9 protein-coding genes are annotated in these 14,134 nt (G+C 46.0%); all 9 read right to left on the bottom strand.

Going from position 1 to position 14,134, the window contains the following annotated elements; all coding sequences use genetic code 11:
• Positions 1 to 8 precede the first annotated feature (8 nt).
• Positions 9 to 1,607, bottom strand: coding sequence for a helix-turn-helix domain-containing protein (locus MKY63_RS18910; RefSeq protein WP_339809612.1), 1,599 nt, complete (start codon positions 1,605 to 1,607; stop codon positions 9 to 11).
• Positions 1,582 to 3,381 carry a sensor histidine kinase gene (locus MKY63_RS18905; protein ID WP_339809610.1) on the bottom strand — a complete coding sequence of 600 codons (1,800 nt, stop codon included), beginning with the start codon at positions 3,379 to 3,381 and terminating at the stop codon, positions 1,582 to 1,584. The genes MKY63_RS18910 and MKY63_RS18905 overlap by 26 nt, the downstream gene beginning before the upstream one ends.
• A 104-nt stretch (positions 3,382 to 3,485) precedes the next feature.
• Positions 3,486 to 4,850, bottom strand: a complete 1,365-nt coding sequence (locus tag MKY63_RS18900; RefSeq protein WP_339809607.1) for an extracellular solute-binding protein — start codon at positions 4,848 to 4,850, stop codon at positions 3,486 to 3,488.
• 140 nt (positions 4,851 to 4,990) lie between these two features.
• A complete protein-coding gene (locus tag MKY63_RS18895) occupies positions 4,991 to 5,773 on the bottom strand; it encodes a carbohydrate ABC transporter permease (protein ID WP_052097522.1) in 783 nt (260 codons plus the stop codon).
• Positions 5,774 to 5,836: 63 nt separating this feature from the next.
• Positions 5,837 to 6,742, bottom strand: a complete 906-nt coding sequence (locus MKY63_RS18890) for a sugar ABC transporter permease (RefSeq protein ID WP_036683142.1) — start codon at positions 6,740 to 6,742, stop codon at positions 5,837 to 5,839.
• A gap of 193 nt (positions 6,743 to 6,935) precedes the next feature.
• The gene (locus MKY63_RS18885) at positions 6,936 to 8,318 is read right to left on the bottom strand and encodes an MATE family efflux transporter (RefSeq protein ID WP_339809603.1); all 1,383 of its coding nucleotides are present in this window, start codon (positions 8,316 to 8,318) and stop codon (positions 6,936 to 6,938) included.
• A gap of 18 nt (positions 8,319 to 8,336) precedes the next feature.
• Positions 8,337 to 8,768: a MarR family transcriptional regulator gene (locus tag MKY63_RS18880; protein WP_339809600.1), complete on the bottom strand. Its 432-nt coding sequence runs from the start codon at positions 8,766 to 8,768 to the stop codon at positions 8,337 to 8,339.
• 156 nt (positions 8,769 to 8,924) lie between these two features.
• The gene (locus MKY63_RS18875; RefSeq protein ID WP_339809595.1) at positions 8,925 to 11,855 is read right to left on the bottom strand and encodes an insulinase family protein; all 2,931 of its coding nucleotides are present in this window, start codon (positions 11,853 to 11,855) and stop codon (positions 8,925 to 8,927) included.
• 71 nt (positions 11,856 to 11,926) lie between these two features.
• Positions 11,927 to 14,068 (bottom strand): S-layer homology domain-containing protein, encoded by a 2,142-nt coding sequence (locus tag MKY63_RS18870; protein WP_339809594.1) that lies wholly within the window; start codon positions 14,066 to 14,068, stop codon positions 11,927 to 11,929.
• Between the last annotated feature and the right edge of the window lie 66 nt (positions 14,069 to 14,134).

The raw sequence follows: 14,134 nt of genomic DNA, 5'->3' as shown, positions 1-14,134 counted from the left end.
GTCCACACTTAATGCCAAGCCGCATATTCACTAGGCCTCATGCCCATTTCCCGTTTAAACAGCTTGATGAAATAACTTTTGTTGGCATATCCCAGATACTCGGAGATCTCTTCCACTGTCTTTTCAGATTGGTTAAGCAGCTCCTTTGCCTTCTGAAGCTTTAGCATATTTACATATTCAATGAAGTTCTGGTTTGTTTCCCGTTTGAATAAGCGGCTGAAATAACTGGCATTTAAGTTAAGGCGGCCTGCCATGTCCTCCAGTGTTATTTTCTCTGTCACATGACTAATCACGAACTGCTGGGCTTTGATGACCTCACTCCGTTTAGACTTGATGGAGAACATACTTATTTTCCGCGCTAATTCCTCTAAGTACTGCACCAGCCATTGTTCCAAATGCTCCAGAGTTTCAATGTCACCAACCACGCTAAATAGCTTTTCTTCGGTTATAGGCAATGGAGATTGCAGAAGCTGTTTCGTCTTCATCTGCAAGTCCATCAGCAAGCGAAGCACACATTCCTTGACTTCATTCGGATGGAATTTTTGCGAGGCCACCCATTCTCTCCATTCCTTTACATGAACGCGAAGCTCCGTGTTCCTGTTCAAGGCAATATCATCATTGATAACAGCGTATAAGGTTCCATATTCAGCATAAATATCTTCTCCGGAAAAGCAGACTTCTTCAAAACGGTGGATTCCCGCCGCAGGGAGATAAAAGCGCTGTATTTTCTCCCTCAGCATCCGCTGCAATGTTCCGCGAATTTCCTCAGGACTGCGCGCCTCAGCGCCAAATAAGCAAGAGACAGAGAGTTTAAGATATTTCTGAACCGCAGAGGCTGCATTTTGAATGGAGTGATAGATTGCCTGGTGATCTTTGGAAGGCTGGTCGCTACAAAAGAGAATGACAATCTCCTTATGGCTGTATCTCGAAATAAACAGACTGTGATCAGCCTCAAGCACTTCCTGCATAATATTCTCAACCGCAAAAGAAATCGTATATTCACTCATCCGGCGCACCCTTGAAGCTTCCTCTGGACGGTCAATTACAATAACCAGCGGGATATAGTTTTTGGCATGGATCATAATTCCGTTTGAGCGGGCCTGCTCGATCCAAGTCCCCTTGTCCCAGGATTGATACAAGGTATCTTTTAGAAACTTTTCCTTCAGCGCGGCGCGATTTTGAGACTGCTTTTGCTTATAAACCAGCATCTCCGTATGCTGCTGCCTATTCAGTCCCACTTCCGCCACAAGGGTTCTAATCGCTTGCTGTAACTGCTCAATATCCAGTGATTCCTTTAAAATATATTCTCCTACGTTTAATTTCAGCGCTTGCTGGGCGTATTTGAATTCGTTGTGGCAGGAGAGAATAATCGCACGGATTCCGGGCTGCACAGCTCTGAATAGCTCCAGCATCTCCAGCCCGTTCATCTTGGGCATGCCAATATCGGTAATAATGAGATCTGGTGGACTCTGCTGTGCTTTTTCCCAAGCCTCGAGACCGCTATAATAACATCCGGTGAGTTCAATACCGAGCTCGCTCCAAGGTACGGCCTGCGACAAATAACGGATAACCGGATAGTCATCATCCACCAATATTGCCGTCAGCATTCTCCACACCCACCTTTCCGTAATTCAGAGGAAACTCCAGACAAATCTCCGTGCCCACATCAGGTTCACTTTGAATATTCAGCTTAAAAGAAGCGCCATAAATCATACTGAGGCGTTGGGCCACATTGCGTAAACCTATGCCGGAGAACCCTTTTCTGTCCTCCTCTGTAATTTGTTCGCTGCTGTATGCGGTTTCACGAAGTCTTGTTAAATTTTCCGGTGACATCCCGATCCCATTATCCTTAATGGTGATAACCAAGCTTCCCGTAGTTGCAACAATACGAGCTTCAATAAAAATCTCGCCACCAAACTGCTCGAAGCCATGGATGATGGCATTCTCGATCATGGGCTGAATCATAAATCGAGGCACCAGTGCTTCAGCGCTCCCGTCCGCTAAATTCATTTCCAGCCTGACCTGATTGGCATGGCGGAAATTCATTAAAGTGACATAATGCGATATCGTATCTGTCTCCTCACAAAGCGGGATAAACTCATTGTCCCTGTTAAAGGTCATACGGAGCAAAGACGACAGCGAACCAATCAACTCAGCATTCTCCCGATCGCCTTGCATCAGAATATTTAAGCGAATCGAATTCAGCAGATTAAACATAAAATGTGGATTGATCTGCGCTTGTAGCATCTCTAGTTCGGCTTTTCTTTTTCCCGTCTGTTCATAAGTGATTTGTTCAATCATAGACTCGATCCGATCCAGCATCTGGTCAATGGTGCGGGCGAGCTGTGCTGCCTCATTATTCCCTCGAATGAACGAACGTTCATCTAACTGACCACGACCTATTCGCTTTACAAAAGCGCTTAATTTTACGATAGGCTGAGTCAGCTTTGAGATTAGAACGGTTAAGAGAACGGAAAACAAGGTAAAGAAAAGAATCTGCACCGCCAGGCTGATAAATAAAATCTGCTTATTTTTTGACAAGGCTGCCTTCAGCGGGATAATGCTGACCATCCGCCATTTGTTGCTGCTCAGCTCCTGATCAACATATAAAAACTTTTCTCCGTCGATTTCCACAGTGTCAAGCTCGCCATCCTTTTTCAACCACGTCATCGTCTCTCCGATTCGGGCCTTATCAGCATGGGAAACTACAGTTCCCTTGTCATCCAAAAGCATCATCTCTTTATCATTATCGTTATTTAGATAAGGACGGAGCTTGCGCTCATTGATATTAATAATTAAATATCCGATGGTACTGCTAGAGGTCGATTGAATCGGCCTTGCAATGGTTACCCAATCAGCTGAGCCTTTATCAGAATAATTGTAGTACGTATCGTGCTCCGCTCTCCAATAAGTCGAGATGGGTTGAATTTGTTTCAGCAACGATGTCCAATTCTTGTTGTAGAAATTTTTCGGGTTAAAGTCACTGTAAGGATAGCTGGTATAAATAAGACCATTTTTTCCGATTAACGTCACCTTCAAATATTCTGTTAAAACAAACATATCATCCAGCATCCGCGACATACGGTTATACTGAATGATCTGCTTTGGTGCACGGAGCGACTCTGAATCGGCAGACATCATCTGCCTGATCTCGCTGTTCTGGAGCACAAAGTTGGACTGTTCCAGTGTCTGTTCAAATATGGCATTCATATTGGCGCTGGCTGCATTTAAAGATTCTCTTGCGCTACCAACCGCTTTCTCCAGAATGAGATCCCGGGTCAAATAATCAGTAACCATGTAAATGCAGATCAGCGGGATCAGGACGCAGATCAGCGATGACCAGACAAGTTTCTTACGGAGGGATTGATGCTTTCTAAACACGGATTACAGGCCCCACATCTGTTTGAATTTGGAGCAGGAGGCAGAAATGCTTTCCTGCCCCCACATTATAAGCCCCCTTTGAAAAGCGTACAATCAGCCTCCGCTTACTTTCCGCTATTGTTCTGAACAACTTCCGTTATTTTTTTATCGATATTGGCAACTGTGACATCCAGATCCTGTTGGCCTAGGAGATACATCTCCGCTTCTGGAATAACGTTGTTCTTAGCTTCATCCGCATATTTAGCCGGAACTTGCGTTGCACCAGGTGTCGAGTTCTCCATCGTATATTTCAGAGAATCGACATCAATCTTAGAGGCATCCTTAGAACCACTCACAATTGTATCCACTAATTTGTTCGTATCCGATTTGGCCCAGCCAGAGAAAACGCGTCCACCGATTTCAAGTCCTTCTGAGGTATACCAGCGCACAAAGGTATAGGCAGCCTCCTTATGCTTGGATTTAGCGGCTATTCCCATGTAGGTCGGCTGTACGGGTGAGTAGTGTTTGCTCTCACTCTCAAGTCGGGGAATCGGCGCAAACGCGGTAACAAAGGTTGCCGGAATGGCATCCGTTCCACCCGATTCCGCAACCATCCAGTCGCCCATCGGAAGCATCGCTGCTAAACCGTTAAAATACTGATTCCGGTAAGCTAGTTTTTGCGAAATAATATCCTCATAAGGAGTGGCACTCTTATCTTCGTACATCATTTTCTTCATCATCTGCAGATTAGCCTTAAATTGCGGGTCAAGTGCATTGGAGGTTCCATCAGCTTTTAGAAAAGTATTATCCGTAGACTTGCTCATCAGTTGGAGCTGGAAATAATCCGGCCAATTATGCAGATACGCGCCAAAACGTTTCGTTGCGCCCTCGCCCTTGGTCAATTTCTTGGCATACTCTTCGAAATCCGCCCATGTCCAATCTGTCGGAACCGGAAGGCCTGCTTCATCTAACATTTCTTTGTTAAGGAGCACGAACCAGCGCTGCATGGAAGACGGTAACGCATAGATTTTGCCATTGACCGTAGTGTCCACCAGATATTCATCTGCGAGCTTATAACCTTCCTTCTGAATATAGTCATCCATCGGTTCCAATAACCCGATATCTGCACGCTGTGAATAGTTGGTATAAGGCAGTTCGACAATATCCAGCGGATCGCTCGCAGCCGCCATCAAATCCAGCTTCTGCATAGAGGCAACCGAATCACCTTTTTCATTCAGCAAATCTACTTCCACATGAATATCGGGATGCGTCTTCTCAAACTCCGTGATAATCGTGCTCCATTTCGCTTTGGCTTCTGTCTGCCAGGTGCTCAGCTTCAGGGTAACCTTCTCTGCTGCAGGCTTTGAATTTCCACCAGCATCGGGTGCATTAGTCGCTCCTGCATTATTGGTTTTCGCATTTCCGCCGCAAGCGGCCAATGATAACGCCATCGATGTGATGATGAATGCAGATAATAATTTCTTTTTCATTTAGACCCTCCTATAAATGTGTTGGGCATCACTCGCTTAATAACCAGTGACTATGTAACTGCTTACAAGAACATCCTAACATGCAGGATTGACGAGGAAAGTTCTCATATTCTACCGAAGAGAAACTATTTTGACTTTTATTATCCTTTCACACCTCCGAGGGCAATTCCCTCAATAACCTGCTTCTGTCCGAGTGCAAAAATGATGAGCAACGGCAGAATTGCAGATACCGCACCAGCCATCATGAGTGAATAGACATCCCCGTATTGATCCCCGAACAACCGGATCCCCAGCTGAATCGTAAACAACTCTTTAGATTTCAAAAAAATGAGTGGATATTGATAGTCGTTCCAGGTCCAAATAAAGCGCAAAATAGCATAAGTAGCTACAGCGGGACGGATCAGCGGAAAGGCAATCTGTAGAAAAGAGCGAAAATGCCCTGCTCCATCCATCCGCGCCGATTCAAGATACTCGTTGTTTACCCCCATAAAAAATTGCTTGAGCATAAACGCTCCAATAATACTAAAGCTGTTAATCAGGATCAATCCCAAATGTGTGTCAATTAAATTCAGCCAGTTAAACAGTAGAAACTGTGGAACCAACGAAGCCTGCGGAGGAACCATATAAAGTGCCAATACAACTATAAACATCGCATCCCTGCCCGGAAAACGCAGCTTGGAGAACCCATAAGCAGCAAGTGCGCATATCAGCACATTAATTATAGTCGTAGCCAGCGTAATATAAATGGAATTTCCATAATAGCGAGCGAAGTCACCCGACCATACCTGTTTATAATTTTCAATGAGGTTCCACTGCTGTGGCAACCATTGAATCGGAAAGTTAAACACATCTTTCTCCAGCTTAAAGGAAGTGGATAACATCCATAGGAACGGTAAAAGAAATGCGATACCTAGCAGTCCCATGGCGATGGTCCAGAAGGTTCTGGATAGAAGCTCTTTTTTCACTGTAATTTCTCCTTTCCGCCTTTAATAGTTGACCCATTTTTTTTGCGCCAACATCTGCAAGGCTGTAATGATCAGGCAAATAAGGAACAGAACGAGTGCCATGCTAGAGGCGTAACCTGTCTTCAGCTGATTGAAGGCTGTATCATATAACTCGTAGACGATAACGGTCGTGGAGTTAGCCGGTCCACCCTGGGTCAATACTTGTATCAGATCAAAGATTTTAAATGAGCCGATAACCCCTGTTACCAGCAGGAAAAAGGTAGTTGGCGAAATGCAGGGAACCGTGATGTTGCGGAATTTGCGCCAGACGTTGGCACCATCAATATCAGCTGCTTCATAAAGATCCTTTGGAATACTCTGTAAACCTGCAATAAAAATAATAATGTTGTAACCGAGCTGAATCCAGACTTGAATCAACATCAGCGACGGCAGAGCATAATGGATATCAGCTAACCATTTGGGTGGGTTGTTCCACCCCAGTGACATCAGGAATTGATTGACGGGTCCCAGCGAAGGGTGAAACATAACCTGCCAAACCATAGCGATGGCTACTACACTGGAGATATAAGGAAGGAAATAAATCACTTTAAACAAATCCTTCAGAAAAACCTGTTTATCAATCAGGATAGCCAGCAGCAGGGCAACGATGATCGTAACCGGTACTGTGATAATAAAGAGCAAATTGTTCAGCAAGCTTTTCATAAAAGCATCATCATGAAACAGCCTGATGAAATTATCCACGCCCGCGAACTTAATCCCCCCTAACCCAGCCACAAAGTTCCAGTCCGTGAAGCTTAACAGCAGTGAGCCCAGCACCGGGATCAACGTCAAGATGATCAGCCCAAGCATAAGCGGTGCAACGAATAGATACCCCGCCATCGCTTCGCGTGTGTCCATGTTAAGATGAAACCTTTTTTTGCGTATCATAGTTCTCCTCCTTTACTTATCCATAATTGTAGAAAAAGTAAGCAGTCATCATAAGAACTAGAATTGTTCATTTTGGAACGAATTTTACCGATCCAGCAGTTTTATATTCCTTTTGCACAACGCAAAAAAAAAGCGCGAGCTAAGCTCCCGCAGCAAACAAAATCCATATTGAGTTTTACATAAAGCAATCGCGTTATCCCGGCGTAACCTCTACAGCGCCTTTTCCATCCCCGCCCGCACTATTCAGTTTTTTCCGAAAAATCATAAACAAAACCACACCCATCACACTCGTTATTACCTCAGTCACAGTCATCGACCAAATCACACCGTGCAGGCCAAAAATAGAATGCAATACGATAATCATCGGTATAAATAATACACCTTGGCTTATTGCCATAATAGTAGTGGGTGTGCCTTGCCCCGTTGCTTGAAAAATGCTCATAAATAATCCTGTAAATCCATTAAATAAAGCGGAGATCAGCATAGCTGCCAAAATATAAGTTCCCATGCTTAACACAGAAGGATCGCCTGAGAACCAATGAAGAATCGTTCCTCTAAACACATATACTAGACTCACAAAAACAACTGCAATGCCGCCTATATATGCAAAAGCGTATTTGATGCTGGATTTAAGTCTCTCCGTATTTTTACTAGCAAAGTTAAAAGCAAATAGCGGAATCAATCCCAAAAATAAACCCATCGATAAAAATTCTGGAATCTGCACAATTCTTAAAGCCACACCAAATCCGGCGACCACACTCTCCCCATATTGAATGGAATAGTTATTTAACAAAAGCGTGCTGACAATTAAAAAACTGGCTTGCAATAGCTCGGCTGTACCTATTTTATAAACCTCAAGCTGATCTCGTACAGATATCTTAAAATGCTTCAAAAATCCTCTTAAATGCTCACTTTTCGTTTCCAAAAAGTAAATATAATAAATAGCAGAGCCCAAATTTGCTAAAACCATAGCCAAAGCAGCCCCGGCAACATGCCAATTCAGCACGAGAATAAATATAGGATCAAAAATCAAACTTAAAGCCGTACTGATAAAAATACCATACATTGATTCCTTCGAGGCCCCTTCCGAACGGACCAGTTGTTCCAATGCAAAATTAAGCACAACAGCAAATCCGCCTGCAAAAAGAGTGAGCGCGTAAGACTTCGTAAAGTCTAAGGTAGCAGCATCTGCACCAAGCATTCGCGTGATCGGATTAATAGCTAACCAAGCGATGAGCGCGATAAGAAGCCCCACTACAATACTCCCGTAAAAAGTATATCCGGCAACCTTTTTCCCTTTTTCCGTCTCTTTTTGCCCCGCCAAGCGGGTTACAAATGTTCCTCCGCCTACCCCCAATACATTTCCAAAAGCCATTAAAAAGGTAAAAATAGGCAGGCCCAGCGTGATTGCGGTCAGCATACTTGTATTGTGCAATAAGCCGATGAAGTAAGCATTGATTACATTATAAATAGTACCCACAGACATCCCAATCATCATGGGAATCGATAAATGAGCGATCGCTTTTTTCATGGGCGCCGACTCTAAATAATATTGATTTGAGAACTCATTTGTCATAAGTGAACCTCCGAACGTTTATAAACTTGAACTAACTTTTTGAAGTAAAGACTTTAGGGTTGCAGTTTCTTCCGGACTAAGCGTCTTAGTAATGCTTGCTTCTACCTCAGAGAAAATCTCATTGAACTCTTCCACTAAAAGAGCACCTTTTTCCAATACAAAAATACTCTTTTGACGTTCATCATTTTCAGGAGTGACACGCTGGATATACCCTTTCTTCTCCAACCCCTGAAGCATACTGGTGATGCTCGCCCCCTTCCTGTTAAAGACCTCCGCTAAATCCTTCTGAATAACCCCTTCTGCTTGATTCTCAAAAATATAGCCGATCATGCGGCCTTGTTGTGAGTTCAGACCTAACTCATTTAACCTGGTGTCAGCTGTACCTTTTATTTTTATCCCAATCTCTCGTATTAAATTAGAAAATGGTGTGTCTACAACGGGTTTGTTCATTGTTATTTCCTCCTCTTGCGGATTAGTTAGAACTCTAAGTAACATCATTATCATAATAGTTAGAGCTCTAACTGTCAAGGTTCTAACTAAATACAAAAAAACTCCTCTCCAGCACTTGTCGGCAGACAGGTACTGAAGAGGCGTTTATAGAGAAAATTACATTACTAGTTCTTCTAGGTTTCCGAATAAGACTTTTTTCGATTCCAACTTGGAGGCATTGCCGACAACTGTGAAATAATTTTGTTCCGTCACAGCCTTAAGCAAATCGGCATACTGTCTGATGTCTTCCGGTGTGGTCGACAAGATTTCATCCCGTTCCTGCTGCAGCTCGGCCCCGGTTACCTGCTCAAAATAATGCCGGTCCGCCCGCCGTCCCTGAGCGCTTGGGCTCAGCGGCTGGTCCAGCATGGATAGGGTGCCGATAACTGCTTTGGTCATCTCGTCGGCATCCGCTTCATATCCTTCGGTGAATCGGTACGCCTGATCATAAACCTCCAGCGTCTCCTGCAAATTGGGATCACGGTAGGAAGTGAACATCAATATCCCATCTCTGCGCAGCATCAGGCTTCCGCCATAAGCTCCGCCCTTCACGCGCACGGCATTCCACAGATAGGTGAGGCTCATGATTTTTTTGAGCACCTGCATTTTGCCGGAATACGTAAATCCCAGCTTGTTGAAGTCGTAGCCTTTAACCACATATTGCACCTGGCTGGAAGACATAAAACCTTCATTATCCGCATGCCCCTGCGCCGTAATCTTAGGTTTATTCACCACTGGCCGATCCTGAATATCCAGCTTCGCTACATTAGCGGCAAATTCTTCATACAAATCAGGGGTACCCGTCACGCTGATGATTAAATTCTGTTTATTGAATAAAACCGCACAGATATCCTTCAGCGTGTCTGCCACCTCAGCTCCCTGCTGATCGATCTTCTCGGCAAGCTCACGGATAAAGCGGTAATAGGCCACACCACCCTGTTGTTCCTGATACGCTCCCATGTCCGAAAAATAAGACATCAGGCGGCTGGCCGCAATTTCATTGCCTTTTTGATTCAGAACTGATTCCATCTGCGAAGCTTCCCGGCGCACGATTTCCTGCAGCTTCGTCAGATTATCAAGCGCGCTGGTATAGAGCAGCTCGCGCAGCAGATCCAGCGATTCGCCAATATGCCCCGCCATCACCTTAACCTGCGCAGTGAATTTAGGCTGATAACTGGCTCCAGTATCTTTTGCAGCGCCAAAGATCTCATTTTTGAAATGAATGCCTCCGGTTTTGATCCCAATTTCACTAGTGAGCTCTTCAATGCTGTAAGAAGCTGTCTCCATTTGGCCCAATACCTCTGCCAGCAGCACAAGATAAGGAATTTGCTCAGGAGCCACAACACTCGTATCCCAATAAAACTTGCAATACGCAATCTTTTGAGTAGATACGTCATGATGGATCAGCTTTAGACCCTCAAGGTTATATTCATGGGATGGCACCTGAGGTTCAGCACTGCGGTTAATGTCCTGTAGAGATAAACTTGGCAGCTTCTGCAAATCCTCGGCAGCATCTGCACGGCCTTGCCGCGCCAGAAGATGCTGTGTACTCTGCACAAGCTGCTCCAGCTGGTCTGGTTGCTGTGATGATTTGTATTCACTTAATTGACGCTGGGTGCTCGCTTCCTTGTCGGCTGCAATCGTCTTGGACGGGTTCAGCACCACCAGACTGCAATGATCACTATTCAGTAAGTAGACCTCAATCAGATTCTCAAAATAACGATCCGTTATTTTTTCCCGAATGGTAGTGAATACCTCTTCATAAAGCATATGAGTAGACGGCTGACCGTCATAGAGCCAGGACTTCATCACTTCGATATTGTAAGTAAGTCCCTTTGGATATCGGCTAAAGTCCGCTTCCCGCAGTTCAAATTCCTTGCTGTTGACCGCCGCCAGCACCAGCTTCTCATCCAGCCCGTTCTTAACCAAGCTGCTTAATGTGGTCTTCACCAGCTCCACGAAGGCATCTTTGGCGGAGGCGTTCGAATGTGTCAGGGTAATGCCAAGCAGCGGCTGAACCATACTGTCGGAATAAAAAGCAAAGGCATCTTTACCCAGACCGCTTTCCAGCAGGGCTTGCTTAAGCGGAGCTGCATTGCTGTCCATCAGCATGCTTTTCAAAATATCAAAAGCCAGATTCAGTTCCCGATCCGTAGAGGTTCCAATTACATAGTTCAGACTCAAATAAGTTTTGTCGTCGGCCGTTTCTGCTTCCAGAATCGGATAATCCGCTACCAGCTCCGTCATTCCGGTAGGCTGTTGTAGGGGAATGGAGGTATCAAAGCTGTTTTTTTCATAACGGCTAAGGTATTCCTGGTCTATAAATTGCAGCTTCTCTTCAATAGAGACGTCTCCGTACAGATAAAAATAACTGTTGGACGGGTGATAATAATTGCTGTGCGCCTTAAGGAATTGCTCATACGTAAGCGCAGGAATCTCCTGCGGATCTCCACCTGAAGAATGGCGGTAAATCGTGTCTGGATACAACGACTTTTTGATCCTGTCCATCAGCACTGTAAACGGCGAGGAATAGGAACCCTTCATCTCGTTGTAAACCACGCCTTTATAGATCAACTCGTCTTCTGTTTGCTGAAGCTCGTAATGCCAGCCCTCTTGCTCAAAAATCTCCTTTTGCTTATAAATATTCGGCTGAAATACACTATCCAGGTAGACCTCCATCAGATTGGAGAAATCCTGCTCATTCCGGCTCGCCACCGGATACATCGTCTTATCCCCAAACGTAAATGCGTTCAGGAATGTCTGCATCGAGCCCTTTAGCAATTCTACAAAAGGTTCCTTCACCGGATATTTCTCCGAACCACATAATACAGAATGCTCCAAAATATGAAAGACCCCTGTACTATCTTCAGGAGGGGTCCTGAAGCTCACGCTGAATACCTTGTTGTCATCCTGATTCTGCACGAAAAGCAGCCTGGCGCCGCTCTTCAGATGTTCCATCGTGAATACGGCGGAATCGATCTCCCGGATAAATTCCTCATTAACGACCTGAAATCCATAATATATGTTGCCTGTGATCAAGCGGCTCATAGATTTGCCTCCTCTGCACTGGATGTGATAACTCTATCTGAAGCTTATCATATCCCTGGACGTTTATTCCATTAATAGAAGGCTTCCGGGATTAATTTCTGCAGTCTGACTAAAATTGCCGCTGCCTGCTCACGCACCAGAATCTGCTTAGGATCGAAACGGCCCCCGCTGCCGGTCATTACTTCATGTTCATTCACGGCCTGAATCGCCTGGAGGCTCGCCTCTGACAAACTGGAAGTATCGGCAAACTTCACACGGTCCGGGCTGCCGTACGTAGACAACCGGGCAGCTTTGGTTATCATATCCGCCGCTTCTTCCCGCGTAATACCGCGGTCCGGTTCGAACTTGCCGGCTGAAGAGCTGATAATGCCCAGCTCCTCAGCCTTGGCGATGGTACCGCTGTACCATTTGTCCGCCGGAACATCCTTAAAGCTAGAAGTGGCCTTGGCATCGGGGAACTCATGCAATAGCCGCAACAGCAGGGTCAGAAATTCAGCCCGGGTCAGCTTCTGCTTAGGAGCCAGCACATTTCCGCTGGCACTCACGCCCTGAATATATCCGCTGCTGAGCGCTGTTGCGATATCCAAACGTGCCCAAGCTGCGACTTTATTGGCATCCGTAAAGCTGGCCAATTCCGGGGAAGAGACATGCAGCGCAAACGTCCGTTTGGAAAGTGCTGGAGCGGCATCTTTACGGTATTTGGTGACTTGCACAGGATAGACACCGGGCTTCATCCCGGCAAAAGACACCTTTCCCGTGCTGTCAGCCACTACGCTTTTTCCTTGAAGTGTCACTGTAGCGCCGAAAGCCGGAAGACCGCCCAGCTGACCGTTTGACTTGGTGATATGGAGGGAAAACGGCATATTGGCGCTTGCGTATCCACCCATTTCCTGGCCGTTTTTATCTTTCCACTTCACTTCCATCCGGTCAAGCAGTTCTGTGCCGTCCGCGTAGTAAACGAGCAGCTGATCCCCATTGCCTATCGTCAGTCTGTACGGGCTATTCTCAGGATACATCCATGCACTGCCCCCGCTGAATACAGCAATCTTCCATTCTCCGCGTCCATTGTATCGCCCGTTCTGAATCCCTTCTATAGCTGTGAAGGCAGGTTTAGCTGCATCCGCATTCAACTTATACGCTAAACCCTTTGCCTGTAAAAAGGCTGCCGCTGCCTTCACAGCATCTCCGCCAACAATATGCCCCCCGGCAAGGGTGCCACCGGGTCCTTCGACCTGAATCGTTGCCCGGTCAAGTCCAGCATGATGTAGTCCGCTATACAGCATGCCAGCCTGCTTGGACAGCAGCTTATAGGAAGTCAAGGCAAGGTAGGCTTGCACAGTAGCGGGACTATCGTTTCCTCCGCCTGCTGTCTGCGCAAAGCCGCCACCCGGAAGCTTCCGCGCCAGCAAATGGTCCAGCAACGAGGCTCCGCCTTCCTTGGTGAAATCTGCTGCATCAACTCCCTGCGAGGATAAAGCAACAATCACCTGCGCTGTCGTCGTAGTTTTACCATCGAATCCTCCGTCTAGCTGCTGCTTGCTCTTAAGCCACTGCAAAGCCTTCTCAATCGGCTGAGCAGGTTGTTCTGAACTCACTTCCGAAGCAAGTGCCGTCAGTACCCAGGCAGTAGCTACCAGATCTCCTTGCTTCTGTCCGGCCAGCGGCCAGCTGCCATCCGCTAGCTGCATATCAAGCAGCTGATAAAACAGCAAATCGGGGTAACGGTTTGTCCGCTCCAATGAATTTGAAATGGAGTTCTTCGAGGTAATATAGGCGGCTGCTACCGCTGCTGCCCCTTCCGAATCAATTCCGTCATGGTTCATCAGGAATGGATAAAGATCAATACCCGCGATGTTGTTGATGTTGCCCCCCGCAGCACTGTAAGCCAACGCTGTTCGAGTTAGCTCTGCCACCTTGGTGAACTTGCCCCGCTGTTCCAGAATCTTATCGGCAGTCTGCTCCAGATATCCCTTGGGCAGACTGCGCCCATTCTTGAAGAAACCTACGGCTGCTTCGTCCGGGAATGGCTGTATCGTAAGCAGCACATTCTGCGCCCCTTCCAAGGTACTCTGCATCTCCGCTGTGAATACCGCGGTTGTCTTTTGTGCCGGAGACGGCTCCGCCATTACCCTGCCACTCAGCAAAACAAGCAAAATACATAATGCGGTAAGTGTAACCTTCCTTATCGTCCTGTTTATGGGTGTTGCTCTCATATTCATTCTCCTCCAATGTAGTTTGCTAGAACTTTATAAGGTTAGACGCAGCGAAATGGGATTTTG

Origin of the sequence: Paenibacillus sp. FSL R7-0189 (assembly GCF_037969925.1) — a bacterium.
GTDB classification, from domain to species: domain Bacteria; phylum Bacillota; class Bacilli; order Paenibacillales; family Paenibacillaceae; genus Paenibacillus_AQ; species Paenibacillus_AQ odorifer.
The sequence above is the reverse complement of the archived record's forward strand: the minus strand, read 5'-3'. Positions and strand labels throughout refer to the sequence as shown.

Excerpts from the sequence above, each read along its gene's own strand:
- MKY63_RS18910 (WP_339809612.1), bottom strand. The coding sequence starts at position 1,607 with ATGCTGACGGCAATATTGGTGGATGATGACTATCCGGTTATCCGTTAT.
- MKY63_RS18900 (WP_339809607.1), bottom strand. The coding sequence starts at position 4,850 with ATGAAAAAGAAATTATTATCTGCATTCATCATCACATCGATGGCGTTA.
- MKY63_RS18895 (WP_052097522.1), bottom strand. The coding sequence starts at position 5,773 with ATGGGACTGCTAGGTATCGCATTTCTTTTACCGTTCCTATGGATGTTA.
- MKY63_RS18890 (WP_036683142.1), bottom strand. The coding sequence starts at position 6,742 with ATGATACGCAAAAAAAGGTTTCATCTTAACATGGACACACGCGAAGCG.
- MKY63_RS18885 (WP_339809603.1), bottom strand. The coding sequence starts at position 8,318 with ATGACAAATGAGTTCTCAAATCAATATTATTTAGAGTCGGCGCCCATG.
- MKY63_RS18880 (WP_339809600.1), bottom strand. The coding sequence starts at position 8,768 with ATGAACAAACCCGTTGTAGACACACCATTTTCTAATTTAATACGAGAG.
- MKY63_RS18875 (WP_339809595.1), bottom strand. The coding sequence starts at position 11,855 with ATGAGCCGCTTGATCACAGGCAACATATATTATGGATTTCAGGTCGTT.
- MKY63_RS18870 (WP_339809594.1), bottom strand. The coding sequence starts at position 14,068 with ATGAGAGCAACACCCATAAACAGGACGATAAGGAAGGTTACACTTACC.